At 48.8% G+C, this 24,817-nt stretch carries 21 protein-coding genes, 1 tRNA gene and 1 pseudogene; 15 read left to right on the top strand and 8 right to left on the bottom strand.

All coding sequences use genetic code 11. The annotated features are described in order from the left end of the window. Positions 1-98: 98 nt before the first annotated feature. From LQV63_RS03880 to LQV63_RS03890, 3 genes are all read left to right on the top strand, one after another. Positions 99-2,279, top strand: a complete 2,181-nt coding sequence (locus tag LQV63_RS03880; protein ID WP_233695712.1) for a glycoside hydrolase family 3 N-terminal domain-containing protein — start codon at positions 99-101, stop codon at positions 2,277-2,279. A gap of 18 nt (positions 2,280-2,297) precedes the next feature. After that, complete coding sequence (locus LQV63_RS03885) at positions 2,298-5,645, top strand: GH36-type glycosyl hydrolase domain-containing protein (protein ID WP_233695713.1); 3,348 nt, start codon at positions 2,298-2,300, stop codon at positions 5,643-5,645. 84 nt (positions 5,646-5,729) lie between these two features. Continuing rightward, positions 5,730-6,731: a LacI family DNA-binding transcriptional regulator gene (locus LQV63_RS03890; protein ID WP_019419303.1), complete on the top strand. Its 1,002-nt coding sequence runs from the start codon at positions 5,730-5,732 to the stop codon at positions 6,729-6,731. A gap of 432 nt (positions 6,732-7,163) precedes the next feature. Here LQV63_RS03890 and LQV63_RS03895 read toward each other — a convergent pair whose 3' ends face one another. Further along, entirely contained in the window at positions 7,164-8,081 is a 918-nt protein-coding gene (locus LQV63_RS03895) for a transposase (protein WP_233695714.1), read from the bottom strand. A 512-nt stretch (positions 8,082-8,593) separates the two neighbouring features. On the opposite strand from LQV63_RS03895, the gene LQV63_RS03900 reads away from it, so the two are divergent. Continuing rightward, on the top strand, positions 8,594-9,610 hold the full coding sequence (locus tag LQV63_RS03900; protein ID WP_233695715.1) for a carbohydrate-binding family 9-like protein: 1,017 nt from the start codon (positions 8,594-8,596) through the stop codon (positions 9,608-9,610). 89 nt (positions 9,611-9,699) lie between these two features. Continuing rightward, complete coding sequence (locus LQV63_RS03905) at positions 9,700-12,282, top strand: transglutaminase domain-containing protein (protein WP_233695716.1); 2,583 nt, start codon at positions 9,700-9,702, stop codon at positions 12,280-12,282. Positions 12,283-12,472: 190 nt separating this feature from the next. Here the strand turns inward: LQV63_RS03905 and namA are convergent, their stop codons facing one another. Both namA and LQV63_RS03915 read right to left on the bottom strand, forming a co-directional pair. Next, positions 12,473-13,483: an NADPH dehydrogenase NamA gene (gene namA, locus LQV63_RS03910; RefSeq protein WP_233695717.1), complete on the bottom strand. Its 1,011-nt coding sequence runs from the start codon at positions 13,481-13,483 to the stop codon at positions 12,473-12,475. 122 nt (positions 13,484-13,605) lie between these two features. After that, a complete protein-coding gene (locus LQV63_RS03915; protein WP_233695718.1) occupies positions 13,606-14,559 on the bottom strand; it encodes an alpha/beta hydrolase in 954 nt (317 codons plus the stop codon). A gap of 185 nt (positions 14,560-14,744) precedes the next feature. On the opposite strand from LQV63_RS03915, the gene LQV63_RS03920 reads away from it, so the two are divergent. From LQV63_RS03920 to LQV63_RS03930, 3 genes are all read left to right on the top strand, one after another. Continuing rightward, positions 14,745-15,233, top strand: a complete 489-nt coding sequence (locus LQV63_RS03920) for a GAF domain-containing protein (protein WP_325175846.1) — start codon at positions 14,745-14,747, stop codon at positions 15,231-15,233. Between the two features lie 209 nt (positions 15,234-15,442). Then, positions 15,443-16,735: a hydroxylamine reductase gene (hcp, locus tag LQV63_RS03925; protein ID WP_233695719.1), complete on the top strand. Its 1,293-nt coding sequence runs from the start codon at positions 15,443-15,445 to the stop codon at positions 16,733-16,735. Positions 16,736-16,835: 100 nt separating this feature from the next. Next, a tRNA-Thr gene (locus tag LQV63_RS03930) sits at positions 16,836-16,910 on the top strand. 151 nt (positions 16,911-17,061) lie between these two features. Here the strand turns inward: LQV63_RS03930 and LQV63_RS03935 are convergent. After that, positions 17,062-17,403, bottom strand: a complete 342-nt coding sequence (locus tag LQV63_RS03935) for an ImmA/IrrE family metallo-endopeptidase (RefSeq protein WP_233695720.1) — start codon at positions 17,401-17,403, stop codon at positions 17,062-17,064. A gap of 384 nt (positions 17,404-17,787) precedes the next feature. Between LQV63_RS03935 and LQV63_RS03940 the strand changes: the two genes are divergently transcribed. The 4 genes and pseudogenes from LQV63_RS03940 (at position 17,788) to LQV63_RS03955 (ending at position 19,578) form a co-directional block, all read left to right on the top strand. Further along, complete coding sequence (locus LQV63_RS03940; protein ID WP_233695721.1) at positions 17,788-18,096, top strand: hypothetical protein; 309 nt, start codon at positions 17,788-17,790, stop codon at positions 18,094-18,096. Positions 18,097-18,126: 30 nt separating this feature from the next. Continuing rightward, positions 18,127-18,393, top strand: a pseudogene (locus LQV63_RS03945) (phage holin family protein). After that, a complete protein-coding gene (locus tag LQV63_RS03950; protein WP_233695722.1) occupies positions 18,393-19,133 on the top strand; it encodes an N-acetylmuramoyl-L-alanine amidase in 741 nt (246 codons plus the stop codon). The pseudogene LQV63_RS03945 and the gene LQV63_RS03950 overlap by 1 nt, the downstream one beginning before the upstream one ends. Next, complete coding sequence (locus LQV63_RS03955; protein ID WP_233695723.1) at positions 19,063-19,578, top strand: S-layer homology domain-containing protein; 516 nt, start codon at positions 19,063-19,065, stop codon at positions 19,576-19,578. Before LQV63_RS03950 ends, LQV63_RS03955 begins: the two co-directional genes overlap by 71 nt. Positions 19,579-19,720: 142 nt before the next feature. Here LQV63_RS03955 and LQV63_RS03960 read toward each other — a convergent pair whose 3' ends face one another. Further along, positions 19,721-20,107, bottom strand: a complete 387-nt coding sequence (locus tag LQV63_RS03960; protein WP_233695724.1) for a hypothetical protein — start codon at positions 20,105-20,107, stop codon at positions 19,721-19,723. A 487-nt stretch (positions 20,108-20,594) separates the two neighbouring features. On the opposite strand from LQV63_RS03960, the gene LQV63_RS03965 reads away from it, so the two are divergent. Further along, complete coding sequence (locus LQV63_RS03965; protein ID WP_233695725.1) at positions 20,595-20,864, top strand: copper amine oxidase N-terminal domain-containing protein; 270 nt, start codon at positions 20,595-20,597, stop codon at positions 20,862-20,864. Between the two features lie 119 nt (positions 20,865-20,983). On the opposite strand, the gene LQV63_RS03970 is transcribed toward LQV63_RS03965, so the two are convergent. From LQV63_RS03970 to LQV63_RS03975, 3 genes are all read right to left on the bottom strand, one after another. Further along, positions 20,984-21,340: a hypothetical protein gene (locus tag LQV63_RS03970; protein WP_233695726.1), complete on the bottom strand. Its 357-nt coding sequence runs from the start codon at positions 21,338-21,340 to the stop codon at positions 20,984-20,986. A gap of 768 nt (positions 21,341-22,108) precedes the next feature. Then, entirely contained in the window at positions 22,109-22,192 is an 84-nt protein-coding gene (locus LQV63_RS31960; RefSeq protein ID WP_407672891.1) for a putative holin-like toxin, read from the bottom strand. A 138-nt stretch (positions 22,193-22,330) separates the two neighbouring features. Next, positions 22,331-23,188 (bottom strand): discoidin domain-containing protein, encoded by an 858-nt coding sequence (locus LQV63_RS03975; protein WP_233695727.1) that lies wholly within the window; start codon positions 23,186-23,188, stop codon positions 22,331-22,333. Positions 23,189-23,659: 471 nt separating this feature from the next. Here LQV63_RS03975 and LQV63_RS03980 point away from each other — a divergent pair, with 471 nt between their 5' ends. Together LQV63_RS03980 and LQV63_RS03985 are read left to right on the top strand one after the other, a co-directional pair. Next, positions 23,660-23,971, top strand: a complete 312-nt coding sequence (locus LQV63_RS03980) for a YolD-like family protein (RefSeq protein WP_233695728.1) — start codon at positions 23,660-23,662, stop codon at positions 23,969-23,971. A 257-nt stretch (positions 23,972-24,228) separates the two neighbouring features. Next, complete coding sequence (locus LQV63_RS03985; protein WP_019420212.1) at positions 24,229-24,483, top strand: YolD-like family protein; 255 nt, start codon at positions 24,229-24,231, stop codon at positions 24,481-24,483. The last annotated feature ends 334 nt before the right edge of the window (positions 24,484-24,817 follow it).

The following is a 24,817-nucleotide window of genomic DNA, read 5'->3' on the forward strand; positions in this document are numbered from 1 at the left end:
TTTATAGTAATAGAAACGTTTCGAATAAGATTGTAAGCATGATAGAACTGTTATTGATTCATATCTGAAATCAATGTCGCATGGAAGCAAGCCATGACATGGAGGTTATTCAATTGACAGAACAGCAATTGATTTCACTGATGAAGCAGATGTCTCTGGAAGAGAAAATCGCTCAACTGCTGCAGCTGGCAACTCCGTTTTTTGAAGGAGCAAAGAGCGAAGGCCGAATCACCGGTCCCATGGCATCCATGGGCATTACGGAGAACATGGTGCGAAATACAGGCTCCATCTTAGGTCTGACAGGGGCAGAAGAGGTCATTTCCGTCCAGCAAGCGCACATGCGGAATAATCGCCTCGGAATTCCATTGCTCATCATGGCGGACATTATTCATGGATATAAGACCATATTTCCGATCCCATTGGCACTGGGGTGTTCATGGGATGCAGAGCTCGCGGAGAAATGCGCGGCAATCGCAGCCAAAGAAGCCGCGGTATCCGGCGTGCATGTCACGTTTGCGCCGATGGTGGATCTCGTTCGCGATCCGCGTTGGGGAAGAGTGATGGAATCAACCGGAGAGGACCCTTATTTGAACGGGGAATTCGCCCGGGCATTCGTGCGCGGGTTTCAGGGCCGTGATTTGAGCGGGGATTCCGATCGGGTTGCAGCCTGCGTGAAACACTTTGCGGCGTATGGAGCTGCGGAAGGCGGACGTGATTATAATACAGTCGACATGTCGGAACGGCAGCTGCGAGAGTATTATTTGCCGGCGTACAAAGCGGCGCTGGAGGAAGGCTGCGAGATGGTCATGACGTCCTTCAATACGGTGGATGGTGTTCCGGCGACCGGAAATAAACGATTGATGCGAGATTTATTGCGGAATGAATGGGGGTTTGACGGCGTTCTTATTTCAGATTGGGGCGCAGTGAAGGAAATGATTCCCCACGGTGTGGCGGCAGATGAAGCGGAGGCTGCGAGCAAGGCTATCCACGCAGGAGTTGACATCGAAATGATGACCTCTTGCTATGTGAATCATTTGCAGCAGCTTGTCGAGAGCGGCTTGGTGGACGAAGCTTTAATTGACGAAGCGGTGCTTCGCATCTTGAAGCTGAAGCAGAAGCTGGGACTGTTCGACAATCCGTTACGGGGGGCCAATGTCGAATCGGAGCGAGAGATTTTGTTCTGCGGGGAACATCGCCAAGCGGCACGAGAAGCTGCGGTCAAGTCTTGCGTCCTATTGAAGAACGAAGGCGTTCTGCCGCTAGCGAAAGAGCAGAAAATTGCGCTTGTCGGTCCGTTTGCCCAAAACGGCGATATTCTTGGCCCGTGGTCCTGGCTTGGTTCCCAGGAGGAAGCTGTACAGTTATATGAAGGCTTCACGAGAATCGTTGAGCCGTTACAGGTTGCCGTCGCGGAAGGCTGCGGCATTGAAAGCGCTTCGGAGGAGCAATGGAAGGCTGCGCTCGAAGCTGCGCAGAACGCCGATGTCATTGTGCTCGCGTTAGGCGAACACTCTGACATGAGCGGTGAGGCCGGATGTCGGGCCGATATTCGCTTGCCGGAAATACAACGGCAACTGATTGCCGCCTTGAAGCCGCTGAACAAGCCGATGGTTGCCGTGCTCTTTAACGGACGACCGCTTGACCTGCACGGTATCCATGATCAGGTGGGTGCAGTTCTGGAAGCCTGGTACCCGGGAAGCGAAGGCGGGACAGCCGTTGCGGAACTGCTATATGGCTTGGCCAACCCGTCTGGGAAGCTGACGATGTCATTTCCTTATGCTGTCGGCCAGGTGCCGGTTTATTACAATTATTTCAACACTGGTCGTCCGCAGGGAGCGCCTGACGCCCAAGTGCGTTATGTATCGCAATATTTGGACATACCGAATGAACCGCTGCTGCCGTTCGGGTTCGGTCTGAGCTACACGTCCTTCTCATATGGCGAGATTAGCCTTTCCTCGGAACAGATGACCGTAGAGCAGCCTCTTCATATAAAAGTACGTGTGACCAATACAGGGAATCAACCGGGAGAAGAGATTGTGCAGCTCTACGTGCGCGATATGGCGGGAGAAGTCGTTCGGCCTGTGAAAGAACTGAAGACCTATCGCAGAATAAAACTAATGCCGGGCGAGAGCCATGAGATTTCATTTTCCTTAACGGAACGCCAGCTCCGCTATCACCATGCGGATTTGCAATATATAAGCGATGCCGGTGAGTTTGCCGTCTATGTTGGTCCGAACAGCCGGGATGTACAGGAGCTTCGATTTACATTGATGAAGTAAAGAAAGCGAGTGGAAATCATGACAACGACGACGAATCATCTTGTCCCGATTCAAACGGGTGATTTGAGATTCACGTTTCTGGACAGCGGTGATATCCGGGATATTACCCATGGCACTACGATGATTAACCAAGTGGTGTCCAACCCGATTGACGGCTCAATGAACAACTTATACTTGCGTCTGCACCGGGACGGCGGAATTCAAGTCGTGCCTTTGCTGGGCCTGCGATCAGACAGCCAGTTACGGTACTCAGATTCTAAAGTGATGTGGGAAGGCAAAGTGGAGGGGCTTCGGTATAAAGTGACCTTTACATTGACTCCGAATGACATATGGTTTTGGGATGTTAGCCTCAACGGGTATGACGTGGAAGTAGATTTGATTTACGGACAAGATCTCGGTCTGGCGGATAAGGGGGCTGTCCGCAGCAATGAAGCATATCTATCCCAATATATCGACCATGCCGTGTTCGAAGACGAACAGAAGGGCTATGTCGTCTGCTCGCGGCAGAATCAACCGCAGCAGGGGACATTTCCTTATTTGCAGCAGGGTGCTTTGACCAAGGCGGTCGCATACTCCACGGATGGATATCAATTTTTCGGCTTGTCGTATAAGGACACGAATGAACCGGAAGCATTGACTCGAGATGTACTGAGCAATGAAGTGTACCAATACGAATTCGCGTACACTGCACTGCAGTCAGAGCGAATTCGCCTGAATGGTTCGGCGCGGTTCGTATTTTATGGCTTGTTCAAGCCGGATCATCAGGCTGCGGTTACATCGTTGGAGTTCGAAGCGGAAGTGCTGCATGCATGGAAGCAAGCGGATGCGCAACCGGCAGCGATGGGGCGGCATATCGACAAGGCCAGCCTTGCCGCGCATATTGGAGCGCCATTGCATACTGAATCGATGACGAATAAAGACATCGGGCGATATTTTCCGAACCGCCATCAAGAAGAATGGGATGGAGAGGAATTGCTCTCTTTCTTCACGGAAACGCATGAGCATGTCGTGCTGAAGGAAAAAGAGCTGCGGGTTGAACGCCCGCACGGTCATATCGTCATGACGGGCCACAATGCTCGCTTGAACGAACAAGTTCTCACATCTACTTCCTATATGTACGGGATATTTAACTCCCAACTGGTACTAGGGAACACCTCGTTCAACAAAATGCTGTCCAATGCCCGCAATGCGCTCAATGTGATAAAAACATCGGGACAGCGCATCTATGTCGACATGAACGGCACATACCGCCTGTTGACGATGCCGTCCATGTTCGAGATGGGCTTTAATTACGCCCGTTGGTTCTACAAGACAGCCGATGATACGATCATCATTACGAACTTTACGGCTTTGGATACGCCGGAATTGCAACTTCATGTCCGTTCTGACAGCGGCCGGTCGTACCGATTCATCGTTACTAACCAAATCACGATGAACAACAATGAATATGAGGCGCCGTATCACATGCGACAAGATGGAACCTTCTTGTCGTTCCATGCGGACACTGTATCAGACAGCGCCTCTACGCTGCCTCATCTCTGCTATCGTATGAATGTAATTGGAGCGGATGTGACGGTGAAGGACGAAGCTGCGTTGGCCGATTATGTCCACCCGGGGGCGGCATCGCTTGTGGTGCTCCAATTGAGTGAGAGCAGTGAATGGAAGCTCACGGTGCAAGGATTGCTTCAGGGGGAAGAGTTGCCGATCCGGGACTTGGACGCAGCATCCGAGATTCCACGTTACCGCGCTTATTATGAGACCATAATGAACAGCTTCCGCTTGTCCCATCGTGAAGGGGCGAAGCAGTCTGAGCTTGACAAGGTAAATACACTTGCTTGGTGGTATACCCACAATATGCTGGTTCATTACTCCGTACCACACGGTCTCGAACAATACGGAGGCGCTGCATGGGGGACGCGCGATGTCTGTCAGGGACCGACAGAATACTTCATGGCGACGCAAAAATATGATCAAGTGCGTGATATTCTTAAGATGGTATACGCTCATCAATATGAGGACGACGGAAATTGGCCGCAATGGTTCATGTTCGATCAATATTATCGGATTCAACAAGAAGAAAGCCATGGCGACATTATCGTATGGCCGCTGAAAGTGTTGAGCGATTATTTGCACGCAACCCGGGACTACGGCATTCTGGAAGAAGCGGTTCCGTATACGAAGCGAGACGGCTTCGAATTTACGGACACCACTGCAACCTTGCTTGAACACGCCAAAAAAGAAATCGAATATATGAAACGTCATTTTCTGCATGATACGTATTTGTCATCGTATGGGGATGGAGACTGGGACGATACGCTGCAGCCTGCCAATGCGCAGCTCAAACGATATATGGCAAGCAGCTGGACTGTGGCGCTGACCTATCAAGTGTTTCATAATTTATCCGCAGTCCTGACGGATTACGACGAAGCTGCAGCGACCGAACTTCAGGAATTGGCATCAGGTATAAGGGAGGATTTCAACCGCTACATGCTGCCGACCGGCGTCATTCCTGGGTTCGTCTATATGGAAGAACCGGGCAAGGCGGAACTGATGCTGCATCCATCGGATAAGAAAACTGGCATTCAATACCGGCTGCTTCCCATGACGCGCAGCATGATTAGCGAGTTGCTGACCGAAGAACAGGCAGAAGCCCATTATCAATTGATTAAGAGAGAATTGTTCTGTCCGGACGGCGTCCGCTTAATGAATCGGCCTGCCCAATATGAAGGCGGCGTCAGCATCCATTTTAAGCGTGCAGAGCAGGCGGCCAACTTCGGCCGAGAAGTCGGCTTGCAATATGTTCACGCCCACATTCGTTATGTCGAGGCGATGGCCAAGCTTGGCAAGGTGGACGAGGCGTGGAATGGACTGCAGATGATTAATCCGATCGGGCTCCGGGATGTCGTGCCGAATGCCGAACTGAGACAAAGCAATGCTTACTTCAGCAGCTCAGACGGTAAGTTCAACTCCCGCTATGATGCCCACCGCCGGTTCGACGAGCTGCGGCAAGGAACTGTTCCGGTCAAAGGCGGATGGAGAATTTACTCCAGTGGCCCGGGGATTTACATGAATCAGCTCATTTCAAATTGCCTCGGAATACGTCAAGAAGGCGGAGATCTCGTCATCGATCCGGTACTTCCATTGAATTTGGACGGTGTCCGGTTCGATTTTACGATGATGGGACGCTCCATTCAATTTGAATATCGCCTTAGCGGTCGGTCTGTCAGCCGTATCATCATCAATGGACAGGAAGCCAAGACAACAACGACAGCGAACCGTTACCGTCAGGGAGGCGTGCGTATCGATCGGCAAGAGTTAGACAAATATCTCACCGATCAACATAATGTCATTGTTATAGATATGTAATCGAATGCGCGGCGATCTTTCGGGGTCGCCGCATGATTTGTTATAGTAAGGGAAATGATGGAGTGAACGATAGGAGCGAGTGCTGTGGTCAGTATTAAAGATATCGCCAAGAAAGCCGGGGTTTCAATCTCGACAGTATCTTATGCTTTGAACGGGAGCCCCAAAGTGACGGAAGAAACGAGCAGCAAAATACTAGCTGTAGCCAAAGAGTTAAATTATGTTCCGAATGCCGCGGCAAGAACGCTGAAGAAGAGGGAAACGAAAATCATCGGCGCCTTTTTGACGGACTTTGACGGGGCGTTTTACGGTCAATTGCTGCAAGGAATGAAGGAAGTGCTGAATAAGAAAGGCTATGACCTGATTGTATGCAGTGGCTCCCAGTCTCATCGACTGCTGCCGGAACGGACAATTGATGGCGCGATTGTGCTGGACGCGTCATTCTCCAGTGAGGAACTGCTGCAATATGCTGATCGTGGGCATAAGTTGGTCGTACTGGACCGGGAGTTGGACCACCCGAATGTGAACCAGGTGCTGCTTGATAACAAAGCGGGAGCCACGTTGGCCATGGAATACCTCATTGAGGAAGGCTATCGGAAAATTTACGTCGTGACGGGACCTCAGGGATCGTTCGATTCCAATCAACGTCTGCAGGCTGCAAAGCAAACGATCGAACGGAACCAGCCTCTCGAATCGGATGAAAGGGATCAGTCCATCGAATATATTGAAATCCAAGGCAATTTCGACAAAACTGGCGGAGAAGAAGCAGCACAACAGATTATAAAAGAATATACGGAGCCTGTGGCCGTGTTCTGCCTTAATGACGAAATGGCCATCGGATTATACAATGTGGTGAAGGATTCGTCTTATCGGATTGGCGAGCATATTCACGTCATCGGATTCGATAATATGGAGCTGTCACAATTCGTGCAGCCGCGTCTCGCTACGATTGATTATTCCAAGCGCAAATGGGGGGCGCTCGCCTCCGAGCAGCTGTTGAAATTAATTACGGATGAACCGGTAGAGCATGAACGAATCTATGTGACCCTAATTAAGGCCGGGTCGGTTCATCCCATGCAATCTATGTAGCTCATTAAGCTCTATAGCCTGTGTAGTTTGTTGCGCAGAGTCCCGGACAACACCGGGGCTTTTTTATATTATGATTGCTTCATTATCGTAGAGATAACCTTAGCAATAAGTGCTTAGTACCATTCTCCCATTAGCTCAGGTGCGTTACAGGAGTGATTGATCGAATCCCGCTTTTATGAATGTGAATCCGATTAGATTACGATGTGAAGAATGGAATTGCATACTGAATGAGCATCTTCTATGCACACAAATAAATGTGACATGCACTGCATGACAGAAGCACTCGATACGCTATGAATGTATAAGCTCATGAAATATCGTATGATTAGACGATCAATTAACCGCGCACATAGGGCAGACACTGTGCTGCGATCGAAGTCGGTATAATTGCATTTGGGTTACATTCTATAGCCAAATTCGTCCAGATATCATTTATGCAGCAACACGGTGGTTAGTGTGATAGAAGGAGAGACCAGGCTTGTGGGCAGAGGAAAAAGACATGCACAAGTGCAATAACTGCTCCCATACGGATGTAAGGCAGGCAGCCGCATTTTGGCGAAAACAAAATTCATCCAAGTACTTCTGCAGATACGTAATCCCTATCCCGTGAAACGTCCTATTCATCCAGCGTCGTGCTCGGTTGAATGTATTATAGAGGCGTCCGCCGCGATGAACCCGAAACGGCTGCCTAATGAGAGATATCGTGGAAGCACTCTGCGAGACATGAAGATCAATAAAGTGGTCACATGCAGGACGCAGCAGCATTTTGTGAGAAACGTGATCCCGATCTACAAGCTTCATCTTCACGCCCATAGCCTGTCCGTCTGGAGTGAGGGATTCGGCAATGATGAGGGGATATTCCCGGGGATGAATGTCTGTTAGGTCTGTCCTCGAGCGATATGAATGGCCATAAAAAGCGACGAAGCCATGAACTTCGCCTTCAAGCACCCGATCGGCTTCGCCATGGCTCATGGCTGCTCTGATCTTGTGCAGCATAGACCAAGCGGTCTTGTACGTCACCTCGATGAGAGAGCTCAGCTTAACGGCGTTTATCCCATTATCGGCATTGGTATGTGAAACGAGCCAAAACGCAGAAATCCATTTGCGTAGGGAAGTCCGGCTGCCCTCCAAAACCGTGCCAGCAGTCAGTGAGGTTTGATGGCTGCAAGCGCGGCACTCATATAGAGGAAGCCGCCGTGTACGGATGACATAGGCATGGGGATGCCGACAGCGCGGGCATGCAAAGCCTTGCGGCCACTTCAACTGAAACAGGAAGGGCACACACGAAGATTCCGTAGAAAAATAACGCTGCAGTTCCTCCAGTGTGTCGACAGATAGCCACGCATCCATAAAGACATCCCCCTTAAATAAAATGAGAACATACGTTCTTTTATTCATTATAACAAACAAAAGTTCCCATTTCAAGGAATTATCACTTTATTGTTATCTTTTTTACCGGATGCTCTATCGACAGGGGCGCTTAATTTGAAAGTACTCGACGTTCTGAGTCATTGGGAGAGTAGTAATAAGGGCTGCTATAGTGATAGTATGTCTCTGGAAAGCACAGTATAGGGGATGAGAGCAGCCCTTGGATTCTTGGATTCGAGAGGCTCCGGGCAGGAATGATAATCTGGAAATTTACTAGCTGTCGATCGAAATAAGGAATAACCTGCTGATGAGTACGGTTCATCATAATGTGAAGAGTGTATGCTTTTTACAATTTGAGCTATCGATAACTTTTTTTCTGGAAATGTGCCTCATTCTATTGAATATGCTTTCATATCCATCTAGTATTAAGGTGAATTAGCAATATTTTTTTCTCCAACACATCACATTTATTCAGCCTTGAGGAGGATTTAGCGATGGATAGAAGCGGTGTACCCGAGCCCATAACGGCGTTCATGCCGAAGCATTATGTATGCCGGCGAGCCACGGAGCCATTGGAATTGGATGGACGGCTGAACAAGCCGTTCTGGGAGCAAGCCCCTTGGACCGATGACTTTGTCGACATCGAAGGAGATTTGAAACCGTTGCCGAACAAGCGGACCCGCGTGAAAATGCTCTGGGATAACGAGTATTTGTATTTCGGCGCTGATATGGAAGAGGATCAGATCTGGGCGACGTTGACGGAGCGGGATTCTGTCATTTTTTACGATAACGATTTTGAGATCTTCATCGATCCTGATGGAGATACCCATAACTATTATGAGTTCGAGATGAATGCCTTCAATACGATATGGGATCTGCTGCTGCCGAAGCCTTATCGGGACGGAGGACCGCCTATTAACTCTTGGGATATCAGAGGCATCAAGACCGCGGTGCACATCGATGGGGAGGTCAACAATCCCGATGTGGACAACCGAGGTTGGAGCGTCGAGGTTGCCATGCCTTGGAGCGTGCTGAAAGAATGTGCGCCAGAGGGACGGAAGCCGCGTCACGGGGAGTATTGGCGCATCAATTTCTCACGTGTCGAGTGGAGAGCTGAGGTCAAGGACGGGAAGTATGTGAAGACGCTCAATCCGGAGACGAATGCCCCGTACCCGGAAGATAACTGGGTGTGGAGCCCGCAAGGAATTATTAATATGCATTATCCTGAGCTGTGGGGATTCGTTCAGTTTGCTGATGAGCCACTGGAGTTCGAAATGCCAAAGGACGAGCTTATTAAATGGGAGCTGCGCAAGCTTTACTACCGGGAGCGGCAGCATTTTGAGGAACATGGATGCTACTGCAATGATTTTGCGGTTCTGAAGCATGACGATGCGTGGAGCATCGATCCGATTATAGAGACGACGGGCGGTATGTTCCAAATTTCCGCGCGTTCACATGACGGTCAGCGTTGGATTCGGATTCAGGAAGACGGGAAAGTGTGGCACGAATAACGAAGCTTGCATAGAGCTGACGTGTTGCTGCCTATGGTTGAACGGATATTGTCATGATTGACATTTTACGTATGAGGCTGGTGAATTAAATGATGACAAGCACGATAGATGAACAATTGCTTCAACATATCGAAGAAAAGTTTCAATATAAACGGAACTTGGCTAAGCACCGGGAACGGGAGTTGTTCGGTGTCTTCGAGCAAGCACTGACAGATGAAGAGTGCGTCCTGTTGAAGTTTCTATATGCGTATATGCCGCTTCACGACCTGGCGGATTATGACGGTGAATTCTTCCTGGCGCATGTGCGCCGCACCCTGCAGACACGTGAACTAGTACCTTGGGGAAGCCGGATTCCAGATTACATGTTCATGAATTTTGTACTGCCTTACCGTGTGAATAACGAGAATATCGACGGCAACCGGGAAGTCATCTTCCACGAGCTGTATGGCCGCGTCAAAGACAAGTCTATGAAGGATGCTATTCTGGAAACGAACTACTGGTGTCATGAAAAGGCGACTTATGTCGGAACGGACCAACGCACCGTCTCGCCGCTGACTTTGATGCGAACGGCACTGGGCCGCTGCGGAGAACAATCGACACTTGCCGTCGCCGCGCTGCGCAGTATGGGAATTCCGGCACGCCAATGCTATACGCCGCGTTGGGCCCATTGCGATTCGAACCACGCGTGGGTCGAGGCATGGGCGGATGGAGAATGGTATTTCCTCGGCGCCTGTGAACCGGAAGGACGTTTGAATGAAGGCTGGTTCAAGGCCCCTTCGCGCCGGGCTATGCTCGTCAATACGCGCGTGTCCGCCGATTATAACGGGCCAGAAGAAACGTGCTCGAATCATCCTTGGTATACGGAAATCAATCTTCTCGGCAATTACGCTCCTCATAAAACGATAACGATTAAGGTCGTTAATGAAAAAGGGAAGCCGACACCAGCCGAAGTGCATTTTCAAATGTATAATTTTGCTGAGTTCTACTCTGTCTCGACATTGCCAACGGATGAAAATGGGGTAGTCAAGTTCACGACGGGATATGGAGATTTGCTTATTCATGTTCGGAACGATCAAGGATACAGTTATCGAAAAATCTCGGTCGGTGAGGCGGATGTGTTCGAGGTTGCAATTGAATCGAATCTGGATCATGCGGGAGCACTGGATTGGGACATGGTGCCGCCGCCTGAAATCCCGGATAAGAGCGATGACATGATGACGGACGAAGAACGTCACAGCAACGACAACCGGGTGCAGCACGGTACTGCGACACGCGCAGCGTTCGTAGATACGTTCTGGAATGCTGAACAGGCCGAAGCGCTTGCTCAAGAATTGGGGCTGCCGGCTGAACGGGTGTGGAAGATTTTGCAGACAGCAAGGGGAAACTGTCCTGAAATCGCTTCGTTCCTACAGGAGCAGACGCCTCGTCATGGTGAATGGGCGCTCAAGCTGTTGGAGTCGCTGCGCGAGAAGGACCTGCAAGACACGATGGTTCCGTCCTTGGTCGATCATTTGGAAGGGGCGCTCCCATATCGTGATCGCGCAATGGAGGAATCACTGTTTGTGCCTTATGTGCTTTGTCCGCGGGTTCATTTCGAGATGATTGCGCCTTACCGTACGTTTTTCCAACAGGAGATTTCCGATGCGGATAAAGTGTTGTACACGGAGAAGCCACAGGCCTTGGCGGAGCGGCTGGCACAAGAGATCAAGATCGTTAACGATCTGGACAGATATACGGGCATGGCGGCACCGGAGGGCACCTTTGCATTGAAATGCGCCGATCGATTGAGTCGCGATATCTGCTTCGTCGCAATGGCGAGAAGCTTGGGAATTCCAGCTCGTCTAGAGCCGCTCAACGCCCTTCCGCAATATTGGCAAGCAGGTGAATGGCATGATGCGAGCTTCCATACTGAACGTCAGGAAGCGGGTGCTGCCCCGGTAGAAGCGGCGGGTGGCTGTATTCAATTCAGCCGCAGTGACAACGAGGGCGAACAAGAGGCAGCATATTATCAGAACTTTACGATTGCGCGGCTCGAAAATGGTGTTTATCGAACGCTCACATTCCCGTTCGGGGAGAAGGACGTATACGATAAGCCAATTGAGGTCATGAGCGGGGAGTACCGGCTGACGACGGGTACGCGCCTGTCGGACGGAACTGTGTTGGTCCGCCTGTCCTGCTTCACGGTACCGGTCGAAGATGTAGCCTTGGTGCCGATCGTGTTCCGCAAGGAAGAGGTGCACGTTCCGGTGCTCGGAACGGTGACCGAAGAACAATGGAGAGTAATCACGGAAGCTGCAGCACTCGAGATTCCGCAGCAAGGCCTCGTGCTGGCGTGGCTTGATCCGGAACGGGAGCCTTCGAAGCACATTGCTCGCGAGCTGCGCGAGCTGAAGTCGGAGCTGGATGAGTGGGGCGGTCGGATTGCTCTGATGGTTGAAGAGCAGCGGAACCGTGGTGAATTCAACATGGAAGGCTTGCCTATACGCACGTCTTACGATGAGGATGCGGAGGGAGCGTGCTTGCAAGCCATTCAACCCTCCATAACGGAATGGAACGGCCAAGAGTATCCGCTCGTTCTCATTGTGGATCAACAATATCGAATTCGCTATCAATCTCAGGGCTATAAGCTGGGAATTGGAGCGGACATCGTCAAGACCGTCAAAAACATGTAGTGACATCAGCTTGCTGTGGCAGTCAAGCAATCTAGGTTGAAGGGCCGTATGTTCTGACGAACCATTAGAAGGTACGTCTATTAGTACGATATCGCATACAAAAGAGGGCGGCCATAGGCCGCCCTTCGTCTTTGATTCCATAATTTAACGCGCAATGCATGCTGTTCATCACTTTAATAGCAACGGCTGCTTACCAACTGCGTTGATACGATTTCGGAGCTGCAAGCTTGGCCCGCAGAACCTGAGCGGCGTGTCGCGGCCAATACGGATTGCGAAGCAGCTCGCGTCCGAGGAACACGAGATCCGCCCGATCGTTATGCACGATCTCTTCGGCCTGTGCAGGCTCAGTAATGAGCCCGACGGCACCTGTGGCAATACCCGCCGATTGGCGAATGGCATGCGCATACGGAATCTGGTACCCTGGGAACACGTCGATTGGATGCGGAACGACTGCGCCAGAACTGCAATCGATTAAGTCGACGCCCTGATCCTTCATGCGTCGAGCATAGTCGATGTATGCCTCAAGGGCGTTGCCGCCGTCTGCATACTCATTCGCGGAAATTCGCACGAAGAGCGGCTTGTTCCATGTTACGCGTATCGTATCAATAATTTCGCTCAAGAAGCGGTATCGGCCTTCTGCATTGCCGCCATAACCGTCCATCCGTTGATTCGTGAGCGGGGACAGGAACTGATTAATCAAATATCCGTGCGCGCCATGAATCTCGATGATGTCGAATCCGGCTTCCTCGGCGCGCCGCGCCGCATCCGCAAATGCTTTAATCGTCCGCCGTATATCCTCCTGCGTCATTTCTTCCGGCAGTGCATAATCCTCGCTGAACGGAATGGCAGAAGGCGCAATTAAGCCCGGCACGGTCGCCTTGCGTCCTGCGTGGGCGAGCTGAATGCCGATTCTGCTGCCATGGGCATGAACCATGTCGGTCAATCGACGCAGTCCCTCGACATGCTCGTCGCTCCATATGCCCAAATCCTGCGCACTGATGCGTCCCTCCGGTGTGACGGCTGTCGCTTCTACCATAATCAGTCCGACTTGACCGACTGCCCGGGACGTATAGTGAACGAGATGCCAATCGTTCACCTTGCCGTCCTCTTCGGTGCAAGCGTACATACACATTGGTGACATCACAATTCGATTCGGTATCGTCATACCGCGTAAAGTTAATGGTTCAAATAAACGGGGCATGGAAAATCCCTCCATATGTTCATGGTTATTGTTCCAATCCCATTATACCCCTGCATGTATGCATGAAACAAATAGGACAGCTGTATGCACTGCGTTTTTGCTGTTTATGCTTTACGATGCAGTTATTCGAGCTGCTGCTGTCCGTGGTTTTGTACGACACGGTCCAGCCAATCGATGCAGTCTGCCGTTACTTCTTCGCGGTTTGTCTCGTTTAGCAATTCATGGCGCGCGTCCGGGTATAGTGTGCATTCGACGTGCTTCAGATTGATGCGGCGATAGAGGTCCGCCAGATTGTGCACACCTTTGCCGTACATGCCTACTGGATCGGCATCTCCTGCTATGAGGAAGATAGGCAGTCCCTTTGGAATTCGCTCCATCGTTTCCGGTCGATGTATATGTCGCAGCAGCTTGAAGAAGTCCCGATAGAAGCCGACCGTGCTTAAGAAGCCGCAATGCGGATCGGCAATATATTTATCGACTTCTTTTTCGTCCCGGCTTAGCCAGTCATATGGTGTGCGGCTAGGGTTGAATTTGCGGTTATAGGCTCCAAAGGCCATCTTGTCGATAAATGAACTGCGGTGGCGTGAGCCGCGTACGCCGGATAGCAGATTAGCCACCCCGACGCCTGCCAATAGTTCTGGGCCGCGTGGCCCGTTGCTGCCGCATAGAATGACGCCGTTGATATGACTTGCATGCTCCGATATGTATTGTTGCGCGAGAAAAGAGCCCATGCTGTGGGCAAATAAGTAGATTGGCAGCTGCTCATGGTTTTTTTGAATAATTTCAGTCAGTTGAACCATGTTGCGCACCATCCAGTTGAAGCCGTCTTCACCGACATAGCCTAAATCTTCTTCGCAAGCCGCAGTCTTCCCATGACCTCGATGGTCGTTAGCGTATACGATATATCCAGCAGAAGTGAGCGCTTCGGCGAATTGTTCGTAGCGTCGCGCCGTTTCCGTCATGCCGTGCGCTATCTGCACGACTCCCTTCGCTTCATTCGCATTCTCTGGCGTCCAGCAATACACATACACATGGACACGCTGTGGATCGGTAAACGTAAACGTGTTCGTTAACATGAGAGATGCCTCCTGTCCTTGCTCCTATTACTTTCATTATAGTGAGGGACATATCGATAAAGCTATGAATAGTTTTGTGTCATCTCCGTGCGAGTCAGCTATTCGCCGGAGGCATCTCTTGTGATATGATACGTTATAATCTATCTATGGAACAGCATGACAAGCAGTGAGGAGGCGTTGGACACATGTTTACACCAACAATGTACACCGGAAGCAGAGAGAAGGATTATCCGGTAATAACACAGCAATTATCCGCATTGATTGATGGGGAACCGAATCTCATTGCGAACCTGGCGAACGCATCGGCTTTGCTCTGGCAAGGCTTGAAGAATATTAATTGGGCAGGGTTCTATCTGATGGACGTGGCAAAAGGTGAACTTGTGCTCGGACCCTTTCAAGGTATGCCTGCGTGTGTGCGCATTCCGCTTGGGCGCGGTGTCTGCGGCACGGCGGCCAAGGAACAGCGCACGCTCATTGTTCCCGACGTGCATGCTTTTGCAGGCCACATCGCATGTGATGCGGCTTCTCGTTCCGAAATCGTCGTCCCAATGGTGAAGGATGGCAAGTTGGTCGGCGTGCTTGATATTGACAGCCCGCTGACAGATCGATTCAACGAAGACGATCAGGTAGCGTTAGAGAAGATGGTCGCAGCAATTATGTCGGAATTGGTGTAGCTTGGAGAAGGAATATCCGGTTCAATGGAGCAGCCGCATTCGAATTGGAGGACTGACTATTCAAAAATAAGAGTAACGGTATGCCTGTATAGAAAATCCGGGGATTCCGTGCTAAATTGTTCATCTTTTTTGTGATCGTGCTCACACGACGGGGCTTCCATATTTAGTATGTTGGAGTCAGAAATCCATTTTGACAGGGGGAAGCGCGAATGTTCTGTCATCAATGCGAACAGACGCCTACGGGCGGCTGCAAGGTCGTCGGAGTGTGCGGCAAGGATGAAACGATTGCAAGTCTTCAGGATACGATTGTGTTTGCTTTGAAAGGCATCGCGGCTTACGCGACGCATGCGCGACAGCTTGGCTATATCGATGAGGAGGTTGACGGGATTACGCATGAAGCGCTCTATATGACGTTGACCAACTCTAACTTCAATGTGCAGGAGCATCTCGAAATGGCGATGAAGGTAGGAGGCGCAGCCATACGCATTATGGATGTGCTGGATCGGGCTCACACTGGGCATTTCGGCATTCCTGAACCGGTTACCGTCCCGCAGAACAAGATTGAGGGCAAGTCTATCGTCGTGACGGGACATAACTTGTATGCGCTGGAGGAACTGCTGAAGCAGACGGAGGGCAGAGGCATCAACATTTACACTCATTCTGAGATGCTCCCAGCACACGGGTACCCAGCGTTGAAAAAATATCCGCATTTGAAGGGCAACATCGGTAAAGCGTGGTACGATCAACGCCGTCTGTTCGAGCAATATCCGGGCGCTATTTTGGCTACAACCAATTGTGTCATGCCGATCAAAGGCACGTATGCCGATCGGTTCTTCTCCTATGAGGTGGCCGGGCTCGAAGGAGTGGCCAAAATCGTAAACGACGACTTCACGCCGCTCATCGAGCGGGCGCTTGCGCTGCCTGCGGCGGACGTGGACAGCGTACAAACCTTGACGACGGGGTATCATCACGAGACGGTGCTCGGGCTTGCGCCGGAAATTATCCAGGCGGTCAAGGATGGGAAGATCAAGCATTTCTTCGTCATCGCAGGCTGCGATGCGCCGGGCAAAGGCGGCGAATATTACCGCGAATTGGCGACGTCCTTACCGAACGATACCGTTATTCTCACGACTTCCTGCGGCAAATTCCGCTTCAACGATGTGGAATATGGAACGGTCGCGGATACGGGCATTCCCCGGTACATCGATCTGGGCCAATGCAACAATTCCGGCTCCACCGTCAAGATCGCTCAAGCGCTCGCAGACGCATTCGGCTGCAGCGTGAATGAGCTGCCGGTGTCGATTGTGCTGTCGTGGTTCGAGCAGAAGGCGGTCGCCATCTTACTCGGCCTGTTCAGCTTGGGCATCCGTGATATCCGCATCGGGCCGAAGCCGCCGGAATTTATTTCAGAGGGCGTAATGAACGTGCTTACTGATCTGTTCGGCTTAAAGCTCATTGGCAATGCGCAGGAGGATATGAAGGAAATGCTCCGGCTTGCATAGATTGCAGCAGATACACTTTATCATTATGCAAAATATAGAAACTACGATCTAGGTATTGCATCTTTCCGCAAAATTATATATAATTTTTCATTGTTAAACTGCTGGTGTAGCTCAGGGGTAGAGCAACGCACTCGTAATGCGTAGGTCGGGGGTTCAATTCCCTTCACCAGCACCACTTACATGTCGATAACGGCGCGGCTTCCGGGGGATTCGGGGGGCCGTGCTTTTTTCCTTTTTAGGGGCTTCATCTACCGATCATCTACCCTTTATCCAGATAAAGCGGATTTTCTCTGTCGATTTGGTGTCCGGTTATCGAATCACCGACGTTACGCAGCACCAAACGGCATCGAGGCATACAATGCGAATGCATCGGCCTCGTCTTCCTGCGCCTGGGTGAACTGTTCGGGCATAGTACTTTGATCGCCAGCATGCCTCAATAAGTGACATAGCTCGTGCAGGAAGTCTAACCATTGCTGAGTGGGTTCGAGACGCGAATCAATGTTCATAGTGTACATTCCTGACTTCACTTCTAACGCCTCGCTTCTGAAACTTCCATAATATATCCAAACGTTCATACGAAAAGAAATATCCTCGATCGTGAGTTGTGAAGGTTCCGTAACGCCAATTTTGTTGTAAAGCTCTTCTTGAAATTCCTCAATACGAGTCAATTGATAGCCTGACACCGTTACTTATGGTGTTGATCGAAAATAAAGAGCTTTATTACGACTATGTAGCATCACCAGAACCGCCGAGTGAGGGGAAGCCACTAAGTGAAGAGGTTGACGAGCTGAAACAATCAGTTGCTGAACTTACAATATTGATAGAAACGCCACAACAATAAGAGAGGATGATCGAAATGGTATTTACGAGGGACAGCGGATTGGTAAAAGTTTGGGTTGGATTGGTCATGGTGGGCACATACAAATACGAGCAAGTACCCAAGCTTTATAATCTTAAGGATGTTGTTGGCGAAGTGATCAACGGAACAACAGAGTAAGCGCCCCGTAAATCGGAAGGCGCTATTTTTATGCCCTCGGGAGTCCGGGGGCTATTTGAGTTATAGGGGTGATGAGATGGATGCAGGGACGATCACGGCTCTAATATCCGTGGCAGCGGCCATTTCCGGTATTTTCTTAGGCTGGCTAGGTAGATCTCGCACAATTAGACAGGATACAGCAATTGAAGCCGGGAACGACGCCCGCCTACGCACTGATATGGAATACATCAAGCGCGGGATTGATGACGTGAGGATTGAACAAAAGACGCAAGGACAACGGTTTGATTCTTTGGCAGAGCGCGTTACACGGGTTGAGGAATCGGCGAAGCAGGCGCATAAGCGTCTGGATCGGATTGAGGAATAACAAATTATTTTAATGGGAGAGTGTTGAACTATGGAATGGAACATGATTTTTGAACTGATTGACCCGGCTTTATTTATCGTTGTCGGCGCTTGTTGGGTGATTGGGTACATGCTCAAGCAGACGCCCGCTGTGCCCGATTGGAGCATCGTTTACATCGTCGTTGTGTTGGCGGTGGTGTTTACTGTTGGAATGCTTGGTTGAAGCGTAGAGGCGTTGATACAGGGCATTCTAGCGGGGGCGTTTTCAGTGTTTGGGCACCAAGCTGTGAAACAAGCGAAGAAGGGCGGTGAAAAGTAATGGTAGCGGCGATTGAGGAAGTGAAAAAGGTATTATGGGATGGCGGCCACGGAGGAAAAGATCCCGGGTCCAGTGGGAATGGAGTCGTTGAAAAGAACATCGCCTTACAAGTCGCAACAGAAGCGGCGAAGCGATTGGAACGGGACTACGAAGGTGTCCAATGCCTTCTTTCCCGTTCTTCTGATGTTTATCTATCCCTTTCAGAGCGAACCAACAAAGCGAATGCAGCAGGGGCCCATCTATTTATATCAATCCATTGCAACGCGGGCGGCGGCGCTGGTGGGTTTGAATCATTCACGTACATCGGGACGAAAGATGCTGCTACAGCGGCGTTTCAAGACGTGCTGCACGCCGAAATCATGAACCGCTTAAAACCGTTCGGAGTCCGGGACCGGGGGCAGAAGAAGAAGGATCTACATGTCTGCCGGGAATCGCTCATGCCGGCCGTACTCACTGAAAATCTGTTCGTCGATGTGGCTGCTGATGCGGCCAGATTAAAGCGGCCAGAAGTGATTGAGGCGATTGTTATCGGCCATGTGGCCGGGGTTGCGAAGTATCTGAAGCTGCAGCCGAAGAAAGCACAGCAGCCGCCAGCGAGCGGAGCGACCAACATCCTTGGCCCAGCATCGGCTACGGTCGAGCAGGCCAAAGCATGGGCGAAATCGAAGAATGCTCCCGCTGAATTGGTTGCACTCGCCGATCTATATTGGCTACTTGCGCCTGAGCGCGGCGGGGATTGACGCCACGTACTGCAATCCATGCGGCTTGAAGGTTACCGCTGGCGGCGGCGATACGCAGGCCGCCGCACACAAGCGCTTTGCCAATTGGCGTGAGGGGATAACGGCCCACCTTGACCACCTCGCGCTATATCGGGATAGCACTCCCGATCCGCGTCATTTCTCGTACCTCAAAGGTACGGCGCGGACGGTGGAAGCACTCGGCGGTAAATGGGCCCCATCGTCAACTTATGGACACAAATTAGTGCAGTATTTAAAGGAGGTACAAGCAATGGAACAGCCGAAGCAAGCGGATTATGCTGACCACTGGGCCGAGGCGTCTATTCGGCGTGTGATGGACGCGGGGATCATGGGCGGTCGTAACACTGGATTCGCGCCGAACGAGCCGATTACTCGGGCTGAGGTGGCCGTGGTGGTGGATCGGGTATTGAAGCAGATGGGGAAATAAGGGCTTAGGCCGAGTCTGTTCCCTGTTATACGATAAGAGCCGCGGGATCATTCCTGCGGCTCTTACCTTGAAAAAAAGAATTATTAGCACCAAACCTTGAGAGGATTGAGGCCAATCAAGGCATAATTCCTATTATTTTCGATCATATATAAACCAATATATCCTCACCTCCATACACCCAAGCTTCTGTTTGGCCATGATCTATCAATACATCATTATTATTATATGCACCAACCCAAAATCTGAATCTATGACCACTTTGCAGGAAAGGTGTTTTGTAATAATTACCATAATCTTGGCGCACTTCTACAATTAGTCGGTTGGTAGTTAAATCCCTGATGGCAATTTTATAATAAGCAGCACCGGGTACTGAGCTCCACCTAACCTCGGCGGTTTCATAACTTGCGGCTTGACTTACTGCTTTTGCCTCAACAGTAGAGGCTTGAAGCGGCTCCGCAAGAACTGCACCAGAACCAGCAGAGAACAACGTAGTTGCTGCAAGGATTGAAACAGAAAGCTCTTTTAACATAGTATTACCTCCCAAAAAATGATAAGTTTAATTCACCACTTTTTAGTAGAATAGCTATGTGTCTGTATGATGAATCACCCTGATATTACCTATAATAATATATTTTGTCAATACAATTTGGATATTAATATATAAAATAATTATTTTTTAGGTATTTTAATATTATTTCTCCATCAATACAAGTATATGTTTGTATTACCTGTACTTTTATGGATAGTATTCTCAGCTTCTCTCGAGGTTGAGCGGACTCAGTGTTTCCGAATATCCCAGCCACCTAAAAAGTTGTGAAGTTTACCACCGTGTAGGCGGATATCCGCGGGCCAATACTCCCGATCCGTGGCACTTTGCCTATCTGCATGGCACAGCGCGGACGGTGGAGTCTCTGGGCACAAAATGGGCTCCGTCTCCGACATACGGCTCGCGGCTGGTGGACGAGCTTTCGAAGATGCGGGGGATGAAGGCGGATGCCCCAGGAGCTTCGGCGGAAATGGCTTCAATCGAAGTCAACGGTAAAAAGATTGGCGAGGGGCCGCTAGTCGATGGAACGGTCCTCGCACCGGTCCGAGCGGTAGGCGAAGCGCTTGGCTGCCGAGTAGGTTGGAACCAGCAGACCAAAACGGCATCAATCAATGGCGTGACTGTACCGGGAGAGTTGATTGGCGGCAGCGCATATGTTTATGTTCGGGCAGTTGCGAAGGCTGCAGGGGCAATAGTTAAATGGGATACAAAGGAACGGAAGGTACTTATATCGGACTAACCTGCGGGGTCTGTAGGTAAAATAATACGACTTTCATTCAAAACAATGAATGAAAGTCGTATTTATCATTAATTACTTACAGCATACGTTTCCCATTTAGAGACAACTTTCTTAGGGTCTTAAAATTGTCTTGCATGAATAAAGAGGTCCATTCTATGCCCAGTCTTGTTGGTCACTTTGATGTTGATCTTCTTTTCCTTTCCCTTAACTTCTACTGGAACTGTTATTTCTTCTTCTGCTCTAATTTTTTTTTCTGATGAACCTGTTACAGTCAGATAGACTGGGTCTGTAGAATGTCTATTCTTCACATGAACATTCAATGTTTTGCCATTTTTCTCGTTTAATGTGAAAGAATCCTTGAAATCAGATGTTGATCGGTGTGTTAAATTGTCTATCAAAATCGCTGATGCAAAAGCAGATGAGGAGAAGGACAAGATCAATACCATGGCCAAGCAAAGTCCCATAATTTTCTTCACGCTTAATAACCTCCTATAATTTGTTAGCGTTTTGTTTTTCTGAATGCCAGATTCGCCCGGACTCAAGGAATAAACTTGCTAACCATAAAGTTAGATCAAGGCTGTAAAGAAAATAGGTTATATCCATGAACTCAGCTTTCGAAGAAAAACTAACGCTGATTTATAGTTCATAAATGATAGAAACAGGAATATGACTTCTACCTTTTCAACTCTCAATAATTTGATTTTTGTTGCTATCATTATGACTATCTAGAGAAGAAATATTTAGTTTATTATTATAAAATATATTATTAATCCCTATTGTATCACTAATTGAAAAAATAAGGAAGTTAAATATAACAAATACCAATAAAATCAAATTATTTCAGGCATTTAAATGACTCTTTAGTTTTAAGGTTCTTGTATTGGTGCCTCAATAATACAAGGGCATACTATGACGAGTTCCTTGCCTCCTTATCAGCGGGCCGTCTTGGACGGCCATTTTCTTATTTCTAAAGGACTTTAGCTCCATGGTTTTATTTGGTATACTGTTGTCAAGCTGGATTTTCCGGTGATCACCGAAAGAGCCGTTGGGAAAGCACTAGCTTTAGATGAGCTCGTACGGTACTTGAAAAAGACAATCTTTTTCAAGTTTACGTTTAGAAAGCAAAATGCTATCATATAATAAAAGGAGCCGTGCGGCTAACACGACTCCCACGCAATAGCCGCTTTTAAGGGCGGTTGGTGTTAAACAGCATAAATGAGCCGTTAACCTACTCCAAGGGCGGCTCATTTCTTTTTATGAAATGAAAGGATCAACACAATCAGTGTCGCAAATGAAATCATCAGCGTCAAAGCTTGGTATGTCTCCATCGTATCACCTCCCTTCCGGAAGGATCACCGACCGCCCTTGTAAGCCATTCTATTGCCTAACTATCATACCATATTTTTCTTCGTTAGAAGTGGTTCTTAAAAGAAGATAGCGGGATAATTCCCACGGCTTTTTTTGCACTACTTTATCGAATACTCGTTTACTTCAAACGTTAAAATCTTATCGAAAATCACATAGTCTTTACGGCTGCTGAACGGCCCTTTGTTATTGTTGTGTTTGTTAATGGCATAGGATGCTGTTCCTGAGCCGGCTTGTTTACTTTCGTACCAGGTAATGAAGGCATTAACTTCTTCCATGCTAAGATCGAATTCTTTTTCTAAGCCTGTTATCATTGTAACAACAAGAATTGCTCTGTTAGGCTGTTCTGGTTCTTCTGGGTCAGGTTTAGGATCAGGGACTTGTTCAGGACTGTACCCCCATATTTCCATCTCATGTATAGATAAGTTTACTTGATAATTAGCACCCCCAGTGTTTTTCGATACATTGAGTCTATAGTGTTTGAATGCTTTATCGTTTGAAATGCTAAATTCATTTGGACCTTCTATCCAACTAGTGTATTCTTTTATATCATCAAGAATTATCCAAGTATCCCCATCATTTGACCCTTCAAAAGTCCAACTAGCCGGCTGCACTACGTCTGGGAACGCGTTGTTAGTTCCATATCCTCCCTTGTATAAAACATACTTAGTTGCAACTTTTTCAGTATCAAACTCATATTTTAACCAACCTGTCTGTGAGCTAGTTCCCCATGAAGTAAATATTCCATCAACACTATAGTGAGGAATACCGTCAAAAGCCTTATAAGCTGGGAGGCCTTTAAACTCTTCACTAGCTGTAGCTTTACCTGATGGTGAATTAGCCGACTCCATCTTAGGTATAAGACTAATTGACTCCGGAGTTGCATTTGTTTCATTTGATACTGAAAAGCTTACAACAGTAAATAAAAAGATTAAAAACAAATATTTATATCTTCTCATGTAAAACACCCTTTCCTTTATATTTTGGACAACTCTTTATATCGGATTTATTGAGTGACTTTTATAGAAATGAACATGATCAAATAAATCCGTTTGGTTTGTAGGGCATCTAAGTTCCTTCCTGCGCAATGAAAAAGTTGCTGGACTGATGTCTTTAAATTTTCAGAAGTTTATCCGTTTTGAACTAGTATGTAGAATAATTCAGTTATTTTTTCCATTGTATACCGAACAAATATTCGCATATAATATAACCAAACAAATGTTCGAGGTGAGGATAATGCTGGAACATTACATTGGGCGAACAGTTGAGATCATATATGAGGATAGGAATGGCGAGATTACGCAGCGGCGCATTGTGGTCCGAAGTGTACGGGACGACGTGGTTCACGCAACGTGTTTGACAGCGAAGGCGTGGCGGCCGTTTCGTTTGGAGAGAATTCTGTCTTGGCAGCCAGTTAAGGGGAGAACAGCGTGAAAGGGAAACTTTCGGGGAATGTGCTTTGGGAAGGTTCCAGATTCATCATGCCGGAACACCGTGAAGCGTGGATGAAACAGCAGCATGAGCAGAACCGTCAGCCGCGTCCTGTACTCGATGAGCAAGAGTGGGAACAGATAGGTCACCTTCTTCAGCGTTCCATGGAGGACAGAGAGCCTGTTGAGTTGGATTTGTTTGACCCGTTCGAACGGCGCGAGGAGATCGGCGTCGTTGTGGACATAGACATGATTGGAAAACGAGTCAAACTGCTTCAAGATGACGTTTCAAGGTGGGAATCGTATGAATGATTGGCGGGAGGGGCTGCAGCACGCGTCTAAATCGGTATATAAACCAATCATTACCGAGCAGCAGCCTCATTTGTGTAACTGTAAAGCAGGCATGAAGGGTAAATGGGTACAGGGAGTATATATGTGTATCCGATGTGATAAAAGGGTATATGATGCATTCAGTTAAAGCCCCGGAGTAATCCGAGGCTTCTATTCTTGTATGAGAACATATATTTGGATACAATGTAAGTAATATTGTGGTTACTGGGGGGACAGACATGGCGAAGAAAGCTGTACCAAAAAGACCAACCAGAGATGAGTTCGAACTTGAGGAACTGGGTAACCAATTAGTAGAAGCGAAACAGGAGAACACAGAGGTAGCCTTGACCGTGTGGGGATGGGATGAACGCGTATGCGGTAGGGTTACTGAATTGGACTCACGGACAAGGTTGGTGCACGTCATGGGTGGAGGAGAGGTAACGAAAATACCTTTTCTTGATGTCATGAAAGTCGAAAGTGTTGATCGGTTCTAATAACCGAAGTAAATCGAAATATGATGCATCAATAGGTAAAGCCCCGGAGTAATCCGAGGCTTTTTATTTAATGATTTCCCATAATAATTAGTAAATGCACATCTACCCAATCATCTACCGACATAGGATACCCACGAAAACCGTACAGAACCATATAAAACCCAACAAAACCATTTAGCAACGCACTCGTAATGCGTAGGCCGGGGGTTCAATTCCCTTCACCAGCACCACTTACATGTCGATAACGGCGCGGCTTCCGGGGATCCGGGGGCCGCGCTTTTCTTGTGTAAAAACATGAACTTCTAACATTCTTCTAACCTTTATCCAGATAAAG

This window comes from Paenibacillus profundus, assembly GCF_021369635.1.
GTDB classification, from domain to species: Bacteria; Bacillota; Bacilli; order Paenibacillales; family Paenibacillaceae; genus Paenibacillus_B; species Paenibacillus_B profundus.